The following is a 19,661-nucleotide window of genomic DNA, read 5'->3' as shown; positions in this document are numbered from 1 at the left end:
CTCATCCGCGCCGGGAGGGCGCGCATGGTTAACGGAGTTAGAACGAAGAGGGTTAATACCGCGTCAACGCCGTCGAGCTGGGCGCGTGACGGCTTGCTTTCGGGCCCTTGCCAACGCTGTGTCAGCCGCCGATGAGGACCGTCGTCATGCCCATGACGATCTTGTCGGGCCCGCCGAGCGCTTCGAGCACGGTATCGCCCTGCCGGCACAGCGGCAGGCCGTTGACCAGCACCGTCTGCGATCCGTCGATCACCATGCCGGGGCCATGCGGCGGCACCGGCGTGGGTATCGAACAGAAGTGGATGTCGACCGATCCGCCGGACGCCGCTCCGGCGGCGGCAGCCATTCCCGACATCATCGAGCTCATGCTGGCGGCCGCCGTCGTTTTGGCGGTCTGCTCGGCTGCATAGGCCGCCGGCGCTCCCGGCGTTCCCGCCGCGGCCAGTGTCGCGGCTTCGGCGGTTTTGATGGCCGTATCGACCGCAGCCTGGGCGGACTGGAGCGCAGCCGCCGCGGCGGCGGGCAAACCACGCCAGGCCAGCAAGCCGCCGATGATGACGTTGGGGCTTCCGGTACCAGGGGTAAGCGGGATTGTGTGCGCCGTCGGATCGGTGACGCGCGCGGCCGGGCGCCCGCCGCCTCCGCCTCCGCCTCCGCCGGCTGCGGAGGAGGGGGAACTCGAACTGGCGCTTGGCGCAGGAGGTTTCGGGCCGGTTCCTCGCGCTTCGGCCACCACCGAGGTGATCTTGCCCTGTCCCTGCGCGGCTCCGGCGGCGGCGAGCGCTTTCGGCTGGGACGCATACAAGATGTCGCCGCTCCGGTTGACGATCTTCAGCGACGTCGCCTTGCCCTGCTGCTCGATCCGCTCCAGCGATTCGACCATGCCCTTGACGGCGGCATCGTGAATGCTGCGCGGCACCATGCGCCCATAGCCCTGGGTGCGCTTCTGATTGTTGTAGCGATCCTGAACGCCCTGCCAGCTCACTTCGGGCGATACGGCCAGCGCGATCACCTCGACCTCGTAGCCCGCATCGACCAGCTTCTGCACCAGCCGTTCCGCCTTGTCCGGCGATTTCAGCGTGCCGTCGATGATGAGATCAAGGCCGTTCTCGATCGCCGCCTCGAGCACCGCCTCGGCGGCGTTGCTGGCGTCTTCATGCGTCTTGTCGGCAGCGGTCGTGTCATCCTCGCGCATGAGCTGGACATGGAGGGGATGGTTGGCGCGCGACGCGTCCGGATCGATGACGACCGCGCCGCCGGTCTCCCGCGCGGCCTCGATCGCCTTCTCGGTGAGCCCGCCCTTCCCGGAACCGGGCTGCCCGGCGAGGATCGTCGCCTTCTTCTGGCCGGACGATGGCGAGACGCGGTTGAGCGAGCGCTCGATCTCGGCGTCGAAATAGTCCTGGCGATCGGCGGGGGAGAGGAGGGATTGCGTCATGCCCGGACTCAATGCCGGGACAGGACGTCGAGGATTTCCTGGTAACGGCGCGCGATCCGCTCGCTTTCCTCCTGATCCCCGCGTGCGAGCGCTTCCTTCTTGGCTTTGCGGAGCGCTGGCAACTGGGCGATCAGGCCTTCACGCCAGATCGAGAGATCCTCGGCATAGCGCTGATACTCCGGCGACATGGCGGCCTTGATATCGCTATCCTTCATGCTCGAACTCCTGGCATGGCGATGCGCAGCCTGTGGACGACATCGTCGGGTAGCAGCGTGGCATCGTCAACACATCATCCGGCGCGGCGACTGACTCTGCCTATGCCGGAGACAGAAGCGGTTTCGGATGGCGCGAGCACCTGCGTGCCCGCAAAAAGTGTTTTCCACTTTCCCGGAACATGGTCTAGACGCCCGCCATGATCGCGACCATCAGCGCTTCCGCCCTCCGCACCATCGCCACCGAGCGCGCCGGGCTCGATGCCCTGCACGAGGCGATCGGCAACGGCCTCGCCGAGCCCTTTGCCGCCGCCGTCGAGATGATCCGCTCCTCCTCGGGCCGGGTTATCGTCACCGGCATGGGCAAATCCGGCCATGTCGGCCGCAAGATCGCGGCGACGCTCGCCTCGACCGGGACCCCCTCCTATTTCGTCCACCCGGCCGAAGCCAGCCATGGCGATCTCGGCATGGTCCAGCCCGAGGATGTCGTCATCGCCCTGTCCTGGTCGGGTGAGGCGGTCGAGCTCTCGGCGATCGTCGGCTACACCCGCCGCTTCCGCGTCGGGCTGATCGCGATCACCGCCAATCGCGACAGCGCGCTCGGCCGCGAGGCCGACATCCCGCTCGTCCTGCCGAAAGCCGAGGAGGCCTGTCCGAACGGGCTCGCGCCGACGACGTCGACGACGATGCAGATCGCGCTCGGCGATGCGCTCGCGGTCGCCCTGCTGGAGGCGCGCGGCTTTTCGCGCCAGGATTTCTATGTCTACCATCCCGGCGGCAAGCTCGGCGCGCAGCTCAAGACGGTCGCGACCATCATGCACTCCGGCGAGCGCCTGCCGGTTGTCGGCGAGACAGCGGCGATGGCCGATGTCGTCGCGATGATCACCGCCAAGGGTTTTGGCTGCGCCATCGTCATCGATGCCGACGGCAGGCTCACCGGCGTCGTCACCGATGGCGACCTGCGCCGCAAGCACGGCTCCGGCTGGGGCGGGCGGCTGGCGCGCGACGTGATGACGAAGGATCCGCGCAAGATCGCGCCGGACGCGCTGACCGCCGAAGCGCTGGAGATGGTCAACCGGTTGCGCGTCACCGCGCTGATCGTCGCCGATGCCGATGACAGGCCGGTCGGCCTCGTCCATGTCCACGACCTCTTGGCGCTAGGCGTCGCCTGATTCAGAGCACCTGGCGAGGATGCCCATGGCCGCGCTCGAATGGGATGACCTGCGCTATGTCCTCGCCGTCGCGGATGCCCGCTCGCTCGCCGGCGCAGCGCGCGAGCTGCGCGTCAACCATTCGACGGTGCTGCGCCGCATCGCCGCCTTCGAGCAGCAATTGGGCCTTCGTCTCTTCGAGCGCCTGCCGACCGGCTATGTGCTGACGGCCGGCGGCGAGGAGCTCGTCGCGGCTGCGCGCAGCATCTCCAGTACCGTCACCGAGCTCGAACGCAAGATCGCCGGTCAGGACCTTCGCCTCTCCGGCACGCTCCGGATCACCGCGACCGACACGCTGATGGGTTCGATCCTGCCGCAGATTCTCGCCGAGTTCGGCGAGGCCCATCCCGGCATCGCGCTGGAGGTCGCCGTCTCGAACCTGATGTTCAACCTGACCAAGCGCGATGCCGACGTCGCCTTGCGCACCGCCGACAATCCCCCAGTGACCTTGATCGGACGCCGGGTTGGCAAGATAGCCTTCGCGATCTATGCCGCGCCCGCCTATCTCGCGCGGCGCGACCACGTCGACCTTGCCGAGCATCGCTGGGTCGGCCCGGACGACACGCTCGGCGGCACCTCGGTGGCGCGCTGGATGCAGGCGAAGCTGCTTAGGAGCGAGATCGTACTCAGGGCCGATTCTCTCCTGGCGATGCAGCAGGCGGCGGTGGCCGGCTTAGGGCTGGTGGCGCTGCCCTGCTATCTCGGCGACAGCGTGCCGGCCCTGGCTTGCGTGCGCCGACCGGTCCCGGAGATGGAGACCGCGCTCTGGATCCTGACCCATGAGGACCTGCGCGCCGCGGCGCGGGTCCGCGCCTTCACCGATTTCGCCTATGGCGCCTTCCGCAAGCGCCGCGCTCTGCTGGAGGGCGAGGGCCCGTCCTCCGCTTGAGGAGATCAGGCCTCGACCAGCTTGAGGCCGATCACACCGATCAGGATCAGCGCGAGCAGGGAAAGGCGCACGGGCGAAGCGCTCTCGCCGAGGGCGACGATGCCCGCGATGGCGACACCGAGCGCGCCGATGCCGACCCAGACCACATAGGCGGTCCCGACCGGCAATTGCTTCAGCGCCAGCGACAGCATGATGAAGCTGGCGACCGCCGAGACGATGCCGATCAGGCTCGGCCAGAAGCGGGTGAAGCCTCCGGCCTGCTTCAGCGCAATCGCCCAGACGATCTCGATCAGTCCGGCTCCGGCGAGCAGCAACCAGGACATGGAATGTCTCCCTGGAATAGGACGGACGGCGCCGCGCCGGCGCCGTCAGAGAGCTGACGATCAGAAGACCTTGATCGCGGCGACGCCGAGCAGCAGGACGACGACACCGGCGAAGCGCAGGGTCGAGATCTCGCGCCGGGGCAGGCGGAACCAGCCGTAGCGATCGACGAAGAGCGAGACGATCTGCTGGCCGGCGACGGTCAGGCCGACGGTCGCGGCGGTGCCGATCACGGGAATCGCGACGAACACGGTGGTGACATAGGTCGCGCCGCAGACCGCGCCGATCCAGCCCCACCAGGGCATGGTGCTGAGGCCACCGAGCTGGGGCCTGGCGCCGCCCGTCAGCAGAGTCAGCAGCAGCACCGCGATCATCGACAGTGTCGCAACTGCGAAGCTGATCGTACCGACGACGAAGGGCGCGCCGAGATCCTGCCGCAGCAGCCCGTTGATCGCGCCCTGCACCGGCAGCACTGCGCCGGCGACGAGGGCGAGCAGTACCCAGCCGAGCTTGGCGCCGGAGAGCTCCTTGGTCGCGCCTTTCTGGCCAAAGACGATCGCGACCACGCCGACGAGGACGGCGGCCGTGCCGAGCAGTGTGGCGGGCTTCGGCGCCTGCTGGGGTACGCCGAGCACGCCGAAGCTGTCGAGCCCGAGCGAGGCCAGCATCTGGCCGGCGATGAAAAGGCCGACCGCGACGACCGCGCCGAGCCGCGGGAAGACCAGGATGGTCGAGGCGACGTAGAGCGCCGTCGCGACGCCGCCGATCGCATGCCACCAGGGCACGGCCTGCAGGCCTCCGAAGGCGGCCGCCGTGCCGGTTGCGATCGCGACGATCAGCAGGAGGAGGGCGGCCAGGACGACCTGGATCGTGGTCGCGGCGAAGGGGCTTCCCGTCGCCTTCGACAATTGCGCATTGGCGCCGGCCTGCACCGCCAGCAGACCGCCGGCGGCGAGGGACAGCGGGATGAAGAGGGTATCCATGACGAATATCCTGTCGGGAGCGACGCGCTCAGGCGTCGGCGTGCGCGAGCGCCGGCACGGCAAGGCCGCGCTGCACGGCGGGGCGGGCGGCGATCGTCTCGTGCCAGCGCTGCAGATGAGGGGTGTCGTCGAGGCTCACGCCGAGCTGGGGCAGGGCGTTGATCCAGGGCCAGACCATGATGTCGGCGATGCCGTAGCTGGCTTCGACCAGATAGGGCCGCAGCGCCAGCTCGCCGTCGAGGACACGCAGGATGCGGGCCGTCTCGCGCTCATAGCGCTCGATCGCATAGGGCAGCGTCTCCCTGGCGAAGACCTTGAAATGCCAGAGCTGGCCGATCATCGGCCCGACATGGGCCGCCTGGAAGAAGCTCCATTGCAGCGTCTTGCTCAGCGCTTGTGGGCCGTTCGGCTGGAGCACGCCGGAGCGCTCGGCGAGATAGAGCAGGATCGCGCCGGACTCGAAGATCGTGCGGTCATGGTCGTGGTCGACGATGACGGGGATCTTGTTGTTCGGGTTGAGCGCCAGGAAGCTCGGCCGGTGCTGCTCGCCCGCCTCGATGTCAATCACATTGACGGCGTAGGGCAGGCCGGTTTCCTCGAGCATGATCGAGGCCTTGTGGCCGTTCGGGGTCTGGTAGGTATAGAGGTCGATCGGGGTCATCGGCTTGCTCTGAGGTTTGGATGCCGATGAGATAGCCTGTGCAATGACGCATCACGATGTGTGATAAGGCGTCAGGAAAATGCGAAATCGCACAGCTTGTGAGACGTGTCTGCGCTTCCTCGTCATGGTCGGGCTTGTCCCGACCATCCACGTCTTCATTTCACTGGTCGAGAGCGGCGTTCGAGACGTGGATGCTCGCCACAAGGGCGAGCATGACGAACTGAGACAGGTGGTGGGAGCAGGCTCAGCCGCGCTCGTAGAGCAGGCGGGCGCGGATCGTGCCGTCGAGAGCGCGGATCTCCTCGATGATCTCGCGCGCGACCTCGCCGACCGGATCGGCCTCCATCACGACATAGCCGATCTCGCCGTCAGTCTGGAAATTCTGGGCGGCGATATTGATGTTGCGGCTGGCGAAGACGTCGTTGAGGCGGCGCAGCATGCCCGGCGCATTGCGCTGGACCTGGATGAAGCGGGTGCCGGCCGGGCGTGCCGGCAACTGCACCTGCGGGAAATTGACCGCGCCGACGGTCGAGCCGACATCGGAATAGTCGACCAGCTTGCGCGCCACCTCGGCGCCGATGCGCTCCTGCGCCTCTTCCGTCGAGCCGCCGACATGCGGGGTCAGGATGACGTTGGACAGGCCTTGCAGCGGAGTGACGAAGCGCTCGCTGTTGGAGGCCGGCTCCTTCGGGAAGACATCGACCGCCGCGCCGGCGAGCGCACCGCTGCGCAGCGCTTCGGCGAGAGCATCGAGATCGACGACCGTGCCGCGAGAATTGTTGATGAGATAGGCGCCTTGCTTCATCGCCGCGATCTCGGCCTTGCCGATCATGTTGTGCGTGGCCGGCGTTTCCGGGACATGCAGCGAGACGACGTCGCTGTTGGCAAGCAGGGCCTTCAGGCTTTCGACCGGCTCGGTATTGCCATGGCGCAGGCGGTCGGTGTGATCGTAATAGATCACGCGCATGCCCATCGCCTCAGCGATGTTGGACAGCTGGCTGCCGATATTGCCGTAGCCGACGATGCCGAGCACCTTGCCGCGGACCTCGAAGGAGCCGTTGGCCGACTTGTCCCAACCGCCCTCATGCGCCGAGCGCGAGCGATCGGGAATCCGGCGCAGCAGCATGACGATCTCGCCGATCGTCAGTTCGGCGACGCTGCGGGTGTTGGAGAAGGGCGCGTTGAAGACCGGGACGCCGCGCAGGCGGGCAGCGTCGAGATCGACCTGATTGGTGCCGACCGAGAAGCAGCCGACGGCGAAGAGGCGTTTGGCGGCGGCGAAGACCGGCTCGGTCAGCTGCGTGCGCGAGCGGATGCCGAGGATGTGCGTCTTCTCGATCGCTTCGATCAGCTGGGCTTCGTCGAGCGCCTTCGGCAGGCGGGTGAGGTTGGTGTAGCCGGCCTGCTGCAAGGCAGCGACGGCGGAATCGTTGATTCCTTCGAGCAGGAGGACGCGGAGGCGGTCCTTCGGAAAGGAAAGCCGGTCGGTGGGGAGGTTCATGGCGCGCTCGACGGTCCAGCGATGCGCCCGCTCGCCTGTTCGGGCGGAAGGCGCCGGAGCGCCCGCTATAGACCTGTTGTCGCAGCGCACAACCGCAAAGTTGTCACGCCCGGCCGAGCTAAATTGCCGAAAGGTGCTGCTGCGGCAGCAGGAAAGGCTGGCCGGCCGGCGGCAGGCGGCTGAAGGAGAGCGAGACGCGGAAGACGCCGCGCAGCAGGTTGTCGTCGAGGATCGTCGCGGGCTCGCCCTGTGCGACGATCGAACCCTCATGCATCACCACCAGCCGGTCGGCATAGGTGACGGCGAGGTTGAGATCATGCAGCACGACCAGCACGGCCGCACCCTGCGCCGCGATGCTGCGGGCGGCGTCGAGCAGCGAGAGCTGATGGCAGAGGTCGAGGCTGGCGATCGGCTCGTCGAGGAAGAGGATCTGGCGCTGCGCGACGCTGCGGCCGGCCTCAAGCTGGCAGAGCGCCCTGGCGAACTGGACGCGCTGCTGCTCGCCACCGGAGAGTGTCTGGTACTGGCGGCCGGCAAGGCCGACGACGCCGGCCGTCTCCAGCGCCTGGGCGATGATCTCAGCCTTGCGGGCGCGCGATTGCGCCCGGCCGACACCTTCCAGGCCGAGGCGCGCGACCTCGTAGACGCTGAACGGGAAGGCAAGGCGCTGGTTCTGCACCATCACGGCGCGGCGGCAGGCGAGCTCCCAGGCCGGAATCTGCGGCAACGTCGCGCCGTCCATGCGGACCGAGCCCTGCGAAGGGGCAAGCTCGCCGGTAAGCAGCTTGAGCAGGGTCGACTTACCCGCGCCGTTGGGGCCGACGACGATGGTGGTGGCGCCCTCCTCCAGCGCGAGCGAGGCGCCGCGCACGAGGGTGCTACTGCGTACCGAAAAGGACAGATCGGTCGCTTCGAGGATCGCCATGCTCAGAGCTCCGCGATCCGGCCGCGGCGCAGCAGCAGCCAGAGGAAGAAGGGCGCGCCGATGAAGGCGGTGACGATGCCGATCGGCAGTTCGGCCGGCACGACGACGAGGCGGGCGATGATGTCGGCGCCGACCAGCAGGGCCGCGCCGCCGATCGCCGAGAGCGGCAGCAGCAGGCGATGATCGGGCCCGATCGAGAGCCGGATCAGATGCGGCACGACGATGCCGACGAAGCCGATCACGCCGGCCGCGGCGACGCTGGCGCCGACCGCGAGCGCGACCAGCAGGATCGCGAGCGCCTTGATGCGCTGGACGGGGATGCCGAGATGATAGGCCTCGGCCTCGCCGAGCATCAGCGCGTTGAGCCCGCGCGCCAGCAATGGCACTGCAAGGAGCAGCGGCAGCACGATCGGCGCCACGACCGAGAGCTTGGTCCAGCTCGCGCCGCCGAGGCTGCCGAGCGACCAGAAGGTCAGGTCGCGCAACTGCCGATCGTCGGAGACGAAGGCGAGCAGGCCGGTGAGCGAACCGGCGAGCGCGCCAAGCGCAACACCGGCAAGCAACATGGTCGCGACAGAGGTGCGGCCCTGGCGCGTCGCGATCAGATAGAGCGCCAGCGTCGAGACGAGACCGCCGAAGAAGGCGCCGAATGGCAGCACCGCGAAGGGCAGCTTCATCGCGAAGGCCGCGAGGAAGCGGTCTCCGAGCACGATGGTCGCAGCGGCGGCGAGACCGGCGCCGGCCGAGACGCCGACCAGGCCGGGATCGGCGAGCGGATTGCGGAACAGGCCCTGCATCAGCGCGCCGGAGATCGCGAGCGCCGCCCCGACCAGCGCGCCGAGCAGCAGGCGCGGCATGCGGATATTGAGTACGACCAGCGCCTCCCGGCTCCCCAGCAGCTCGGCCGGACCGAAGCCGAGCTTCGCCATCAGGATGTCGGCGACGCGGCCAGGCGCGATCGCGAAGGCACCTGCCCCGAGCGAGAGCAGCATCAGCAGCAGGCAGATCCCGACCAGTGCCGCGACGGCGATCACGCTTTTGCGGCGATGGCCAGCCGTGAGCACCGCCAGCGCGGCCGCACTCGCACCCGCGGTCTGCTTCACGGCCAACGTCATTTGGCGGCGGAGAGCTGGGCGATCTTGGCGTCGGGATAGAGCTCGGCCATCAGATCGCGGGCCGCATTCGGCGTGCGCGGGCCGAAGCCGAGCAGATAGAGCCCGTCCATGCGGATCAACGCCTTCTGCTTCGCCGCCGGCGTCTGCGAGAAGGCCGGCATGGCGAAGAGCTCGTCGGGGCCGGCATTGTGTGCGCTCGAATGGCGCATCATCAGGATGACATCGGGCGCTGCGGTGATGATCGCCTCGTCGGTCATCGGCTTGAAGCCTTCGACGGCGCTCGCGGCATTGACGCCGCCTGCTAGCGCGATGATCGCATCGGCCGTGGTGGCCCGGCCGCCGACCATGGTGCGCCCGTTCTGCAGGGAGAGCACGAACAGGACGCGCTTCTGCCCGGGCAGGCCAGAGCGCAGCTTGTCGAGCTCTTGGAAGCGCCCTTTCACCGCGGCGGCGAGTTGCTGCGCCGGCTCGGCGACACCGGCGGCCTTGCCGATCGCCGCGATCTTGCCAACGACTGCCTCCGGAGAAAGCGCCTCGGGGATCATCGTGATCGGCGTGCCCGATTCCCTCAGCAAGGCGAGCGCGTCGGGCGGGCCTGCGCCCTCGACAGCGATAATCTGTGATGGCTTGAGCGAGAGCACGCCCTCGGCCGAGAGAGCCCGGACATAGCCGACGCTCTTCTTCTCCTTCAACGCCTCGGGCGGCCACTGGCTCGTCGTATCGACGCCGACGACCTTGTCCTGCTGGCCGAGCGCATAGAGGACCTCGGTGACGACGCCGCCGGCAGCGACGATACGCTCGGCGGCCTGCGCCCTGGCGGGAGCGACGACGGCCAGCGGCTCCAGCGACCCGGAGAGCCCGGCCAGCGCCAGCAGGGACACGACCGCAGCAGCCGCGATTTCCCGGCCGAGGCGCTTGGCCCTGAAGCCTGCGAGGGGAACGGATGAAGGCGCTTGCGGCGTGCCCATGATCGATCTCGTGCGTGCGACGACGCGCAGCAGAAGCGCTCGCAACGCTCAGCTACACTGAAGTCATTACAAAGTAATGGCTCTTTTATAATCATTCAAAACAACGATTATTGGAGCCGTTATTGACGGTGATATTCGGCTTTACTAAGGAGGGTCAAGAGCGGCAAAACCGCCCGACCGTCACCGTTCAAGAGCCGCCGAGGTTTCCCGATGTTCATCGCCATGAACCGCTTCAAGGTCGTCAAGGGTGAGGAGGAGGCCTTCGAGACGGTCTGGTCCTCGCGCAAGACCCGTCTCGACGAGATGCCGGGCTTCATCGCCTTCCACCTCCTCAAGGGCCCGGAGAAGGAGGACCACACCCTCTATTCCTCGCACACGACCTGGGCATCGAAGGACGATTTCACCGCCTGGACCAAGTCCGAGCAGTTCCGCGAGTCGCACCGCAATGCCGGCCAGCCCCGGCCGAAGCCGCTCTATCTCGGCCATCCCGAGTTCGAGGGCTTCGAGACCATCCTCACCGAGCACAACCCGCATCTGCCGCGCCAGGCGGCCGAGTAAGAAGGCTCCAGACGATGTCGCTCGCTGAAACGCTGGCTCCGGCCGCTCCGGCCGAGGCCATGGAAAAGGTCCGGGCGGCGCTCGCCGCCAAGCCGGACGGGGTGATCGAGGCGGTCGCGCGCGAGCACGGCGTCTCGACGCTCGCCGTGCTCGAGGCGACGCCGGAGGAGCAGCGCCGCCTCATCGCCGCCGAACGGTTCGAGGCGCTCTGGCAGGAGCTCGCCACCTGGGGCACAGTGCTCTTCATCGTGCACACGCCGGATATCGTGCTGGAATGCGAGGGCTCGCTGCCGGTGGGCTCCTTCGGCCATGGCTACTACAACATCCACGGCGACAGCCCGATCGGGGGCCATATCAAGGCCGGCAGCTGCAAGGCGATCTATCTCGTCGACCGCGCCTTCCATGGCCGCCGCTCCTGCTCGGTGCAGTTCTTCAACGGCGCCGGCGAGGCGATGTTCAAGGTCTTCGTCCGCCGCGACGCCGCGCGCGAGCTTCTGCCCGATCAAGTTGCGCGCTTCGAGGCGCTGAAGCGCGACTTTGCCTGAGATAGGCAGCTTCGGCTGTCGGGCACACCAGCAAAGCCTCTGCCGGCCGCCGGCGGAGGCTTTGCGTCGTCGATCGATGCGCTTGTGGCGGCAAGCCGATCACCTATAAATGACGTCAGTCGCCACTTTTCCGCCATAGCCACCATCATATCGATTGAGCTGCGCCATCGGCGCCTGAAAGGTCAAGAATTTACCAAACGTTAACCATACAGGCGCAGCCTTCAAGATGCGGAGCGAAGCGACGTGATCGAGCCCGTTGATCACGCGCCGGCTCCGTCAGGCGAACGCCGTGGCCAGCCAGCCGGCGCAGGCAGCCTGCTTGAGGCCCCGGTTGAGGACGCTGAGATGGCGGCGCAGCTAGCCCTGACACGGGCCAACCTGGCCAAAGATTTAATCGGCCCCACGCTGGCCGCTGCCAACTCCAACACCTTTCCCGCCGCGCTGGTAAGGCACGGCAGCTTGCGCAACGGGGCGATGCTGGCGTTGCGTTTCGTCCAGGCAAGGCTGCTGTCGGTGTGGGGGCTTCTGCTCGCCGCGGCCCTGTGCCCGCCGAAGGTCTTCACCGATTTTGCGATCTTCGGAGCGCTGGCGAACTTCGTCGCGATCATGGTGCTGCTGCGTTTCGAGGCGGTTTTCTTTCAGAGCAACGACCGGATGCGGCTCGGCCGGGCCTTTCGCCTGGCGGTGACCGCGGGCACGATGTTTCTCGCCGTAGCGACGATCCTGGTTCTGTTCGCGGCGGCGCAAAGCTGGGTGCTGCGTGGTTTCGGCGCGCTCTTCCTGATCTCCCTGGCCAGCCGGGCGGCGATCCGCCTGCTTCTGGCAGAAGCCACGGCGGAAGGCGACTTCGGCACGATCGGCAACAGCAACGTCGTTCAGGCATTGGTCCAGCCAGGAATGATGATCCTGCTGATCTGGCCGCTCGGACCGGTCTCGCTTGCCCTGTTCGCGGCCGATGCCTTCGGTCACACCGTCACGGCCTGCTATCTCGTCTGGCGGCGACGGCGCTCGCTGCTGCGGATGCTGCATCCTGCGCGCTGGTCGCTGACCGAGCTGCTCGCTGCCGGTTGGCAATGGCGCAGCGCGCCGACTTATCTCCTGCCGTCGACCTTGCTCTCCTTTGGCTTCTCGGTAGCGCCGTTAGTGGTTCTGCCGATGTCGAGCGACCCGGTCCTGGCGGCGCATGTGGTGCTGGCGATGCGTCTGCTCGACATGCCGGCGCAGATGTTCGGCGCCGTGACGACGCCGCTGGTGATGAGCGATCTGCGCGGGCATCGGGATCGCGACCGGCAACGACGCGCCCGCCTGTTGACATGGGCCATGATGGCCGCCGCGATCGCACTCTTCGTCGCTATTGCCCTCGTCGCGATCGGCGCCGACCTGCTCATCCTGAATGGCACCAAATGGGGCGGTGTCGGCGAGGTGATGGCGGTCATGACGCTGTTCTATGGCTGCAGCGCGCTGGTCGGCCCCTTGCAGGAAATGGGGACCTTCTCATCGCGCCCGCGCAGCCAGATGTCGGCCAATGCCCTGGCGCTCGCCGTAATCGCGATCGTGATCTGGAGTTTCGGCAGCCTGTCGCCCGCCCTGCTTGCCGCGATCGGCCTGGTCTCGCTGCTGCGCCTGCTGCTGCATCTGCGCCTGACATGGACTGCGATCGGCAAGGCACCACTCGCGGCAGCCGCCTGAAGCAATCCTGGCAGAACGATGCGCAGCGGTTCCGCTTCGGGAATCGCTCACAAGCAATGCGAGGACGCCTGGACGGCAAAGTAGCGCCCGCCGGCGAGGCTCCAGGCTTGGACTATTCGCGCCGGATCAGCCGGTCGGCGAGCAGCGAGGAGAAGAAGCCCGGCTTGAACTCGCGCTCGAGCCGCTCGGGATCATACTCCTTCGCCACCCAGTCGAGGAACGGCATGCCTTTGCTGGCGCCTTCACGGGCATAGGCCTCGAAGAAGGCATCGAGGATGCCGGTCTTGGCGAAGCGGAAATGGCCGTAGCGCAGCGAGAGCTCGGCCATCGCCTCGGCGAGCGGCCGCTTCTCATGGAGCAGCAGATAGAGCGCGGCGAAAAAGCCGGCCCGGTCGGCTCCGGATTTGCAATGCACCAGCGCGGGCGTCTTCAGCCCGGCGAAGAAGGCCGGCGCGGCGAGGATGGTATCGCGGTCGGGCGCGCCGCGCGAGCGCAGTACGAACTCGACCAGCGCGATGCCATGGCGCTCGCAGGCCTCCTTCTGCAGCGGCCAGGCACCGTGCTCGCGGCCGCCGCGCAGGTTGACGATGGTGTTGACGCCCTGGCGGGCGAACCAGGCGATGTCCGTCGGCGCCGGCTGGGCGGCGCGCCAGAGCTGCGGCGTGACGCGATGGGCGTTGAGATAGGCGAGCCGGAAGATGCCGTGATCGGACAGCAGCATATTGGCCCAGGCACGGGCACGATCGAGCCGGCCGCGCAAGGGGCGGTCCCAACGCGCGATCCGCGCCATGCGCCTCGCATAGCGGTCTTCCGGCCGCCGCCAGCGGTTCAGCATGGGATCGCACCTGTCATCCCGGCCCGATAGCAGCGCGCGCGCCACTGCGCAAATCGGTAACTCCGACTAAAAGCCGGGCTTGGCCTTTGCGCCGCAACCGCGCATAAGGCCTCCCGAAGTTTTGTCATCGACAGGTCAGGTACATGCGGCTCGACGCCATCGCCATCGGCAAGAATCCCCCGGAAGAGGTCAACGTCGTCATCGAGGTCGCGATCGGCGGCGAACCGATCAAATACGAGATGGACAAGGAAGCCGGCACGCTCTTCGTCGACCGCTTCCTCTATACCCCGATGCGCTATCCCGGGAATTACGGCTTCATCCCGCATACGCTGTCGGAAGACGGGGACCCCTGCGACGTGCTCGTCGCCAATACCCGTCCGCTGGTGCCGGGTTCCTATATCGCGGTCCGCCCGATCGGCGTGATGATGATGGAAGACGAGGGCGGCGGCGACGAGAAGATCATCGCGGTGCCGGTCCCCAAGCTGACCAAGCGCTACGAGAACGTCACGAACTACACCGATCTGCCGCAGATCACGCTCGACCAGATCCAGCACTTCTTCGAGCACTACAAGGACCTGGAACCCGGCAAGTGGGTGAAGCTCACCGGCTGGGGCGACGCCGCCAAGGCCAAGCAGCTGATCGTCGAGGCGATCGAGCGGGCCAAGAAGGCCAAGTCGGGCTGATCCCCGTCATTGAGAGACGCGCCATGGCCGGGCTCGACCCGACCATGGCGTTCAGTGTTGTCTATCTCTTCAACAGCCGCTCGATCTCGGCCCGCAGCTGCGGGCCGAGATCGCCGCGCTCCAGCGCATAGGCGACATTGGCGCTGAGGAAGCCGATCTTCGAGCCGGTGTCGAAGATGTCGCCGTCGAAGCGCACGGCGAAGAACTTCTCCTTCTGCGCCAGCGCGATCATCGAATCGGTGAGCTGGATCTCGTTGCCGGCGCCCTTCTCCTGCTTGGCGAGCAGATCGAAGATCGTCGGCTGCAGGATGTAGCGGCCGGTGATGTGCAGGTTCGACGGTGCCGTCCCCTTCGGCGGCTTCTCGACCATCTTGCTGATCTGCGAGACCTTGGCCTTGGCGTCGGCGACGCCGACGATGCCGTATTGATGGGTCTGGTCCTCCGGCACCGGCGCGACCGCGATGTGGTTGCCGCCATGCTCCTCATAGGCCGCAATCATCTCGGCGAGGCAGCCCTTGCCGCTGGTGTGGTGCAGCATGTCCGGCAGCAGCAGCGCGAAAGGCTCGTCGCCGACGATGTCGCGGGCGCACCAGACCGCGTGGCCGAGACCGAGCGGCGCCTGCTGGCGGGTGAAGCTCGCCGTCCCGGCGGCCGGCAGATCGTGCTTGAGCGCGTCGAGCTCCTTCACCTTGCCGCGCTTGGCCAGAGTGTCGTCGAGCTCATAAGCCATGTCGAAATGGTCTTCGATCACAGCCTTGTTGCGGCCGGTAACGAAGACGAAATGCTCGATCCCGGCGGCGCGCGCCTCGTCGACGACATGCTGGACCACCGGCCGGTCGACGATGGTCAGCATCTCCTTCGGGATCGCCTTCGTCGCAGGCAGGAAACGGGTGCCGAGGCCGGCGACGGGGAAGACCGCCTTGCGGATTTTCTTGATCATGCGCGTCCATCTCGCGCGCCGAGGCGCGCGCCTGCTGAAGATCGGAGGGCTTCGGGAGAGCCGGCTTCGCCCGATTCATGCCGGCTGCTCAAGGCTGGCCCGTGAATCTGGCGAAAGCCGGGCCGGCCCCGCTTTCGAATACCAGTAGGGCCTTGCCGACACGTCAATATTTTTTCCGCACTCTGCCAGATTTGCCACCCTGGTCACCAATCTTGCATGGCTTCATCCGGGCGACGCCAGAGATTAGTCATGTGCGGCAGACAGGCTGGTTCGAACTGTCGTGATTCCGTTCTATGGGGATCACGTGACGAGGAGACGAAGATGGCAATTCTGGTTTCGGGCGGCGCCGGCTATATCGGCAGCCACATGGTCCTCGAGCTTCTGGACCGCGGCGAGAAGGTCGTGGTGCTCGACGATCTCTCGACCGGCTTCTGGTGGGCGGTGCCGCAGGAGGCGACCCTCGTGCGCGGGGACATGGGCGACCAGGCCCTGGTCGAGCGCACCATCGCCGAGCATGGCATCAGCGAGATCGCGCATTTTGCCGCGAAGATCGTGGTGCCGGATTCGGTTTCCGATCCGCTCGGCTACTACCACAACAACACCGTCAAGACGCGCGCGCTGCTCGAAAGCGCCGTGCGCGGCGGCGTCAGGCATGTGATCTTCTCCTCGACCGCCGCCGTCTATGGCGAGCCGCCGGTCTCGCCGGTGCCGGAGGAGATCGCGCTCAACCCGATCAACCCCTATGGCCGCTCCAAGCTGATGAGCGAATGGATGCTTGGCGACGTCGCCCGCGCTCATGGCCTGACCTATGTCGCGCTGCGTTATTTCAACGTCGCTGGCGCCGACCCCAAGGGGCGTTCGGGCCAGTCCAGCACCAACGCCACCCATCTGATCAAGGTCGCGAGCCAGGCCGCGCTCGGCCAGCGCGCCGGGCTCGACATCTTCGGCACCGACTATCCGACGCCGGACGGCACCTGCATCCGGGACTATATCCACGTCACCGACCTCGCCCGCGCCCATCTGGCGGCGCTCGATCATTTGCGCGCCGGTGGCGAGAACCTGACGCTGAACTGCGGCTATGGCCGCGGCTATTCGGTCAAGGAGGTCACCGAGGTGGTGAAGCAGGTCTCAGGCGTCGACTTCCCGGTCCGCCTCTCGCCGCGGCGCGCCGGCGATCCGGCAGCGCTGGTCGCCAAGGCCGACCGCATTCGCACCGAGCTCGGCTGGCGGCCGGAGCATGACGACCTCACCGAGATCGTCACCCAGGCGCTGGCCTGGGAGGAGAGCCTGCGCAAGCGCAATGCGAGCTAACACCGCATTCTCTCAGCCCTCATCCTGAGGAGCGATCGCAGATCGCGTCTCGAAGGTGGTCCACGAGGCTCCGGAGACAGCTGAAGCATCCTTTCGAGACGACCGCTGATGCGGCCCGCTCAGGATGATGGCTTCATGTTTGGCCGCTGGGACAGGGATTGGCGCGGCGTTAACCCATGGTTAACCTCGATCAGGCGCTGTGGTGGAAAGACCCCGCGACCGAGCCAGAGGAGCAACCATGCGCCCCGTCACCGTTCTCGCCTTCGCAGCGGCGCTCGGCCTCGGGCCAGCGCTCGCGCAGACGACGGGTTCGATCAATCCGGCGCGGGCACAAGTTCCCAAGCCCGAGGCCCGCCCAGCCGCACCCGGCTTCGATGGCTTCCTGAAGACGCTTTGGCCGCTGGCGCAGTTGCGCGGCATCTCGCGCAAGACCTTCGACCTCGCCTTCCAGGGCGTGACGCCAGATCCCTCCATCGTCGCGCTGACCCGCAAGCAGTCGGAATTCACCGCGCCGATCTGGAGCTATCTCAACAGCGCCGTCGGCGGCTCGCGCATTTCACGCGGCCGGGAGATGCTCGATGCCCAAGCAAGCGTGCTGGCCCAGGCCGAATCCCGCTATGGCGTGCCCAAGGAGATCATCCTTGGCATCTGGGGGATGGAGACCAATTACGGCTCGTTCAAGGGCGACAAGGACGTGATCCGCTCGCTCGCGACCCTGGCGAGCATCCGCTATCGGGGCGACTTCTTCCGCGACGAGCTCCTGACCGCGCTGGAGCTGATCGAGAAGGGCTATGTCGAGCGCAGCGAATTGCGCGGCTCCTGGGCCGGCGCCATGGGCCACACCCAGTTCATGCCGTCGAGCTACATGAAATACGCGGTCGACCAGACCGGCGACGGCCATGCCGACATCTGGACCTCGACCAGCGACGCGATCGCCTCGACCGCCAACTACCTCAAGGGCTATGGCTGGACCCCCGGCCTGCCCTGGGGGATCGAGGTCGTGGTGCCCGACGGCTTCGATCACAACCTCTACCGCGCCAGCTTCTCATCGTTCCGTTCCGCCGGCGTGCGCCGCGCCGACGGCGGCTCGCTCCCGTCCTCCGGTGAGGCGCGCCTGTTCTATCCGGCCGGCCATACAGGCCCGGCCCTGCTGCTGACCGCGAATTTCGACGTGATCAAGAAGTACAACTCGTCCGACGCCTATGCGCTCGCCGTCGGCCATCTCGGCGACCGGATCGTCGGCAGGCCCGCGCTGCAGGGCGAATGGCCGGTGAAGGCACCACGGCTCGACAAGGCCGGCACCACCGACGTCCAGCGCCGGCTGAAGGCCCTCGGTCTCTACAATCACGACGCCGACGGGCGCATCGGCACCGGCACGCGCGAGGCGGTCAGACAGTATCAGCTGCGCGTCGGCATGCTCGCCGACGGCTACCCGACCCCGGCGCTACTGGCGCGGATGAAGGCGCCCCGCTGACGAAGCGGGCAATCGCGACTATATTGCCTTCCGGTGCCACTCCCCGACCGGCGCCGATCGAGAGCACGATGCGTCCGCGTTCGCTCTTCATGGTACTGGCTGCGGCCCTGCTCGTGCTCGTCACCGGCGGGCCGATCTCGGTCGCCCAGAACCCGGTGCCGCCGGGCCGGATACCGCAGGCACCGCCGCAGGGGCGCAGCCTTTTCAACATGTTCTGGCAGATTCCCGAGAAGCCCGTCGCTCAGCCACGCCCGCAGCGGCAGCGCGTCGGCCCGGTCCAGCAGCGCCGGGCGCCGACCCGCGTCGTCGTCCGAGACGACCCGGTCATCCCCAAGGTCGACGTCAACCACCACGTCCTGGTCATCGGCGACACGCTCGCCGGGCAGATCGCCGAAGGGTTGGAAGACAGCCTGCAAGACCGCGCCGACGTCGCGGTCGAAAACAAGGCCAAGGCCGATAGCGGCCTAGTCCGCAGCGATTTCTACGACTGGCCCAAAATGGCCGGCGAGCTGCTGGCGGCGGACGCCAAGGTCATGGTCGGCGTCGTCGTGCTCGGGCCGAACGACCGGCAGGTCATCCGCGAAGGCGAGATCACCCATGAGCCGCTGAGCGAGCGCTGGCTCCAGCTTTACAGGGCGCGGATCGAGGCGGTCGCCTCGGCCTTCAGCGCCAAGCGCGTGCCGCTGATCTGGGTCGGCGCGCCGCCGATGCAGAATCCTCGCCTATCCACCGACCTGACCACGCTGAACGATCTCTTTCGCAAGGGAACCGAGGGGGCCGGCGGCCAGTTCGTCGACCTCTGGGAGGCCTATGTCGACACGGAGAACCGCTATACGGCGATGGGGCCGGACGTGAACGGCCAGGTCGCCCGGCTGCGGCTCGGCGACGGCGTCCATTTCACCAAGGCCGGCGCCCGCAAGGCGGCGCATTTCGTCGACGTCGTCATCCGCCGCATCCTGGAGAAGACGCCGACGCAGAACGTCATCGCCCTGCCCGTTCCTCCCGAGGCAGAGGGCACGCCCTCGCCGCCGCCGCAGCCCATGGATGTCGAACGCCTGATCGACCGCATGGTCAGCGGCGCGCCGACTGATCTTCCGCTCTTGCCGGTGGTCCCGCCTAGGCCGCTTGCCGGCCCGATCCTGCCCCTGACCGGGGCGGTCTCCCTGGGCGGCGATGCGTCGCTGATCGCCTCGATCCAGGAAGCGCGCGGCCGCGGCGACGTCGCGGCGGGGCTCGACCGCGTCTTCGGCCAGGGCATCGCGCCTGAGCCGCGCCCCGGCCGCGCCGACGATTTCCGCTGGCCGCGGGGCGATTGAAGCAGCGGAGCCGCTCCGTCTTTCCGGGGCACGCCAAAGGCGTGAGCCCGGAACCCATAGCCACAGCGCATTTCCACAAGGGCGAT

At 67.3% G+C, this 19,661-nt stretch carries 21 protein-coding genes; 9 read left to right on the top strand and 12 right to left on the bottom strand.

Annotation, left to right across the window (positions count from 1 at the left end; all coding sequences use genetic code 11):
• Positions 1–121: 121 nt before the first annotated feature.
• Both ACFPOB_RS00425 and ACFPOB_RS00420 read right to left on the bottom strand, forming a co-directional pair.
• The gene (locus tag ACFPOB_RS00425) at positions 122–1,438 is read right to left on the bottom strand and encodes a zeta toxin family protein (RefSeq protein WP_377795005.1); all 1,317 of its coding nucleotides are present in this window, start codon (positions 1,436–1,438) and stop codon (positions 122–124) included.
• Between the two features lie 8 nt (positions 1,439–1,446).
• Complete coding sequence (locus ACFPOB_RS00420) at positions 1,447–1,653, bottom strand: hypothetical protein (protein WP_092159047.1); 207 nt, start codon at positions 1,651–1,653, stop codon at positions 1,447–1,449.
• Between the two features lie 197 nt (positions 1,654–1,850).
• Between ACFPOB_RS00420 and ACFPOB_RS00415 the strand changes: the two genes are divergently transcribed.
• Both ACFPOB_RS00415 and ACFPOB_RS00410 read left to right on the top strand, forming a co-directional pair.
• Complete coding sequence (locus ACFPOB_RS00415; protein WP_377795003.1) at positions 1,851–2,822, top strand: KpsF/GutQ family sugar-phosphate isomerase; 972 nt, start codon at positions 1,851–1,853, stop codon at positions 2,820–2,822.
• A gap of 25 nt (positions 2,823–2,847) precedes the next feature.
• A complete protein-coding gene (locus tag ACFPOB_RS00410; RefSeq protein WP_377795001.1) occupies positions 2,848–3,750 on the top strand; it encodes a LysR family transcriptional regulator in 903 nt (300 codons plus the stop codon).
• A 5-nt stretch (positions 3,751–3,755) separates the two neighbouring features.
• Here the strand turns inward: ACFPOB_RS00410 and ACFPOB_RS00405 are convergent, their stop codons facing one another.
• The 7 genes from ACFPOB_RS00405 to ACFPOB_RS00375 all read right to left on the bottom strand — a co-directional run bounded on the left by ACFPOB_RS00405 (position 3,756) and on the right by ACFPOB_RS00375 (position 10,224).
• On the bottom strand, positions 3,756–4,073 hold the full coding sequence (locus tag ACFPOB_RS00405; RefSeq protein ID WP_377794999.1) for a DMT family transporter: 318 nt from the start codon (positions 4,071–4,073) through the stop codon (positions 3,756–3,758).
• Positions 4,074–4,133: 60 nt separating this feature from the next.
• Positions 4,134–5,054 (bottom strand): DMT family transporter, encoded by a 921-nt coding sequence (locus tag ACFPOB_RS00400; RefSeq protein WP_377794997.1) that lies wholly within the window; start codon positions 5,052–5,054, stop codon positions 4,134–4,136.
• 28 nt (positions 5,055–5,082) lie between these two features.
• The gene (locus ACFPOB_RS00395) at positions 5,083–5,715 is read right to left on the bottom strand and encodes a glutathione S-transferase family protein (RefSeq protein ID WP_377794996.1); all 633 of its coding nucleotides are present in this window, start codon (positions 5,713–5,715) and stop codon (positions 5,083–5,085) included.
• A gap of 244 nt (positions 5,716–5,959) precedes the next feature.
• Positions 5,960–7,216: a phosphoglycerate dehydrogenase gene (serA, locus tag ACFPOB_RS00390; protein ID WP_091832731.1), complete on the bottom strand. Its 1,257-nt coding sequence runs from the start codon at positions 7,214–7,216 to the stop codon at positions 5,960–5,962.
• Between the two features lie 118 nt (positions 7,217–7,334).
• Positions 7,335–8,141, bottom strand: a complete 807-nt coding sequence (locus tag ACFPOB_RS00385) for a heme ABC transporter ATP-binding protein (RefSeq protein WP_377794994.1) — start codon at positions 8,139–8,141, stop codon at positions 7,335–7,337.
• A 2-nt stretch (positions 8,142–8,143) separates the two neighbouring features.
• Positions 8,144–9,256 carry a FecCD family ABC transporter permease gene (locus tag ACFPOB_RS00380; RefSeq protein WP_377794993.1) on the bottom strand — a complete coding sequence of 371 codons (1,113 nt, stop codon included), beginning with the start codon at positions 9,254–9,256 and terminating at the stop codon, positions 8,144–8,146.
• Positions 9,253–10,224: a heme/hemin ABC transporter substrate-binding protein gene (locus ACFPOB_RS00375; RefSeq protein WP_377794992.1), complete on the bottom strand. Its 972-nt coding sequence runs from the start codon at positions 10,222–10,224 to the stop codon at positions 9,253–9,255. The genes ACFPOB_RS00380 and ACFPOB_RS00375 overlap by 4 nt, the downstream gene beginning before the upstream one ends.
• Positions 10,225–10,434: 210 nt before the next feature.
• Here ACFPOB_RS00375 and ACFPOB_RS00370 point away from each other — a divergent pair, with 210 nt between their 5' ends.
• Both ACFPOB_RS00370 and hutX read left to right on the top strand, forming a co-directional pair.
• Positions 10,435–10,782: an antibiotic biosynthesis monooxygenase family protein gene (locus ACFPOB_RS00370; protein WP_377794991.1), complete on the top strand. Its 348-nt coding sequence runs from the start codon at positions 10,435–10,437 to the stop codon at positions 10,780–10,782.
• A 14-nt stretch (positions 10,783–10,796) separates the two neighbouring features.
• Complete coding sequence (gene hutX, locus ACFPOB_RS00365) at positions 10,797–11,327, top strand: heme utilization cystosolic carrier protein HutX (protein WP_377794989.1); 531 nt, start codon at positions 10,797–10,799, stop codon at positions 11,325–11,327.
• Between the two features lie 99 nt (positions 11,328–11,426).
• Here hutX and ACFPOB_RS00360 read toward each other — a convergent pair whose 3' ends face one another.
• A complete protein-coding gene (locus tag ACFPOB_RS00360; protein ID WP_377794988.1) occupies positions 11,427–11,591 on the bottom strand; it encodes a hypothetical protein in 165 nt (54 codons plus the stop codon).
• 81 nt (positions 11,592–11,672) lie between these two features.
• Between ACFPOB_RS00360 and ACFPOB_RS00355 the strand changes: the two genes are divergently transcribed.
• Positions 11,673–13,016 (top strand): hypothetical protein, encoded by a 1,344-nt coding sequence (locus tag ACFPOB_RS00355; protein WP_377794986.1) that lies wholly within the window; start codon positions 11,673–11,675, stop codon positions 13,014–13,016.
• 112 nt (positions 13,017–13,128) lie between these two features.
• On the opposite strand, the gene ACFPOB_RS00350 is transcribed toward ACFPOB_RS00355, so the two are convergent.
• Positions 13,129–13,851 (bottom strand): fused DSP-PTPase phosphatase/NAD kinase-like protein, encoded by a 723-nt coding sequence (locus ACFPOB_RS00350; RefSeq protein WP_377794985.1) that lies wholly within the window; start codon positions 13,849–13,851, stop codon positions 13,129–13,131.
• Positions 13,852–13,994: 143 nt separating this feature from the next.
• Here ACFPOB_RS00350 and ppa point away from each other — a divergent pair, with 143 nt between their 5' ends.
• Positions 13,995–14,534, top strand: coding sequence for an inorganic diphosphatase (gene ppa, locus ACFPOB_RS00345; RefSeq protein ID WP_092159068.1), 540 nt, complete (start codon positions 13,995–13,997; stop codon positions 14,532–14,534).
• Positions 14,535–14,595: 61 nt separating this feature from the next.
• On the opposite strand, the gene galU is transcribed toward ppa, so the two are convergent.
• Positions 14,596–15,474, bottom strand: a complete 879-nt coding sequence (galU, locus tag ACFPOB_RS00340; RefSeq protein WP_377794983.1) for a UTP--glucose-1-phosphate uridylyltransferase GalU — start codon at positions 15,472–15,474, stop codon at positions 14,596–14,598.
• 321 nt (positions 15,475–15,795) lie between these two features.
• On the opposite strand from galU, the gene galE reads away from it, so the two are divergent.
• The 3 genes from galE to ACFPOB_RS00325 all read left to right on the top strand — a co-directional run bounded on the left by galE (position 15,796) and on the right by ACFPOB_RS00325 (position 19,575).
• Positions 15,796–16,785: a UDP-glucose 4-epimerase GalE gene (gene galE, locus ACFPOB_RS00335; protein WP_377794982.1), complete on the top strand. Its 990-nt coding sequence runs from the start codon at positions 15,796–15,798 to the stop codon at positions 16,783–16,785.
• Positions 16,786–17,023: 238 nt separating this feature from the next.
• Entirely contained in the window at positions 17,024–18,259 is a 1,236-nt protein-coding gene (locus ACFPOB_RS00330; RefSeq protein ID WP_377794980.1) for a lytic murein transglycosylase, read from the top strand.
• Between the two features lie 68 nt (positions 18,260–18,327).
• Positions 18,328–19,575: an SGNH/GDSL hydrolase family protein gene (locus ACFPOB_RS00325; RefSeq protein ID WP_377794978.1), complete on the top strand. Its 1,248-nt coding sequence runs from the start codon at positions 18,328–18,330 to the stop codon at positions 19,573–19,575.
• Positions 19,576–19,661 lie beyond the last annotated feature (86 nt).

This window comes from Allobosea eneae (genome assembly GCF_042657265.1).
GTDB lineage: Bacteria > Pseudomonadota > Alphaproteobacteria > Rhizobiales > Beijerinckiaceae > Allobosea > Allobosea eneae.
This window is presented reverse-complemented; position numbering and strand designations above follow the sequence as displayed.

Bases quoted from the DNA above. Each gene is read 5' to 3' on its own strand.
- galU (WP_377794983.1), bottom strand. From the start codon at position 15,474: ATGATCAAGAAAATCCGCAAGGCGGTCTTCCCCGTCGCCGGCCTCGGC.
- ACFPOB_RS00410 (WP_377795001.1), top strand. From the start codon at position 2,848: ATGGCCGCGCTCGAATGGGATGACCTGCGCTATGTCCTCGCCGTCGCG.
- ppa (WP_092159068.1), top strand. From the start codon at position 13,995: ATGCGGCTCGACGCCATCGCCATCGGCAAGAATCCCCCGGAAGAGGTC.
- ACFPOB_RS00350 (WP_377794985.1), bottom strand. From the start codon at position 13,851: ATGCTGAACCGCTGGCGGCGGCCGGAAGACCGCTATGCGAGGCGCATG.
- ACFPOB_RS00355 (WP_377794986.1), top strand. From the start codon at position 11,673: ATGGCGGCGCAGCTAGCCCTGACACGGGCCAACCTGGCCAAAGATTTA.
- ACFPOB_RS00325 (WP_377794978.1), top strand. From the start codon at position 18,328: ATGCGTCCGCGTTCGCTCTTCATGGTACTGGCTGCGGCCCTGCTCGTG.
- hutX (WP_377794989.1), top strand. From the start codon at position 10,797: ATGTCGCTCGCTGAAACGCTGGCTCCGGCCGCTCCGGCCGAGGCCATG.
- ACFPOB_RS00370 (WP_377794991.1), top strand. From the start codon at position 10,435: ATGTTCATCGCCATGAACCGCTTCAAGGTCGTCAAGGGTGAGGAGGAG.
- ACFPOB_RS00375 (WP_377794992.1), bottom strand. From the start codon at position 10,224: ATGGGCACGCCGCAAGCGCCTTCATCCGTTCCCCTCGCAGGCTTCAGG.
- ACFPOB_RS00415 (WP_377795003.1), top strand. From the start codon at position 1,851: ATGATCGCGACCATCAGCGCTTCCGCCCTCCGCACCATCGCCACCGAG.
- ACFPOB_RS00405 (WP_377794999.1), bottom strand. From the start codon at position 4,073: ATGTCCTGGTTGCTGCTCGCCGGAGCCGGACTGATCGAGATCGTCTGG.
- ACFPOB_RS00400 (WP_377794997.1), bottom strand. From the start codon at position 5,054: ATGGATACCCTCTTCATCCCGCTGTCCCTCGCCGCCGGCGGTCTGCTG.
- ACFPOB_RS00395 (WP_377794996.1), bottom strand. From the start codon at position 5,715: ATGACCCCGATCGACCTCTATACCTACCAGACCCCGAACGGCCACAAG.
- ACFPOB_RS00385 (WP_377794994.1), bottom strand. From the start codon at position 8,141: ATGGCGATCCTCGAAGCGACCGATCTGTCCTTTTCGGTACGCAGTAGC.
- ACFPOB_RS00420 (WP_092159047.1), bottom strand. From the start codon at position 1,653: ATGAAGGATAGCGATATCAAGGCCGCCATGTCGCCGGAGTATCAGCGC.
- ACFPOB_RS00380 (WP_377794993.1), bottom strand. From the start codon at position 9,256: ATGACGTTGGCCGTGAAGCAGACCGCGGGTGCGAGTGCGGCCGCGCTG.
- galE (WP_377794982.1), top strand. From the start codon at position 15,796: ATGGCAATTCTGGTTTCGGGCGGCGCCGGCTATATCGGCAGCCACATG.
- ACFPOB_RS00330 (WP_377794980.1), top strand. From the start codon at position 17,024: ATGCGCCCCGTCACCGTTCTCGCCTTCGCAGCGGCGCTCGGCCTCGGG.
- ACFPOB_RS00425 (WP_377795005.1), bottom strand. From the start codon at position 1,438: ATGACGCAATCCCTCCTCTCCCCCGCCGATCGCCAGGACTATTTCGAC.
- serA (WP_091832731.1), bottom strand. From the start codon at position 7,216: ATGAACCTCCCCACCGACCGGCTTTCCTTTCCGAAGGACCGCCTCCGC.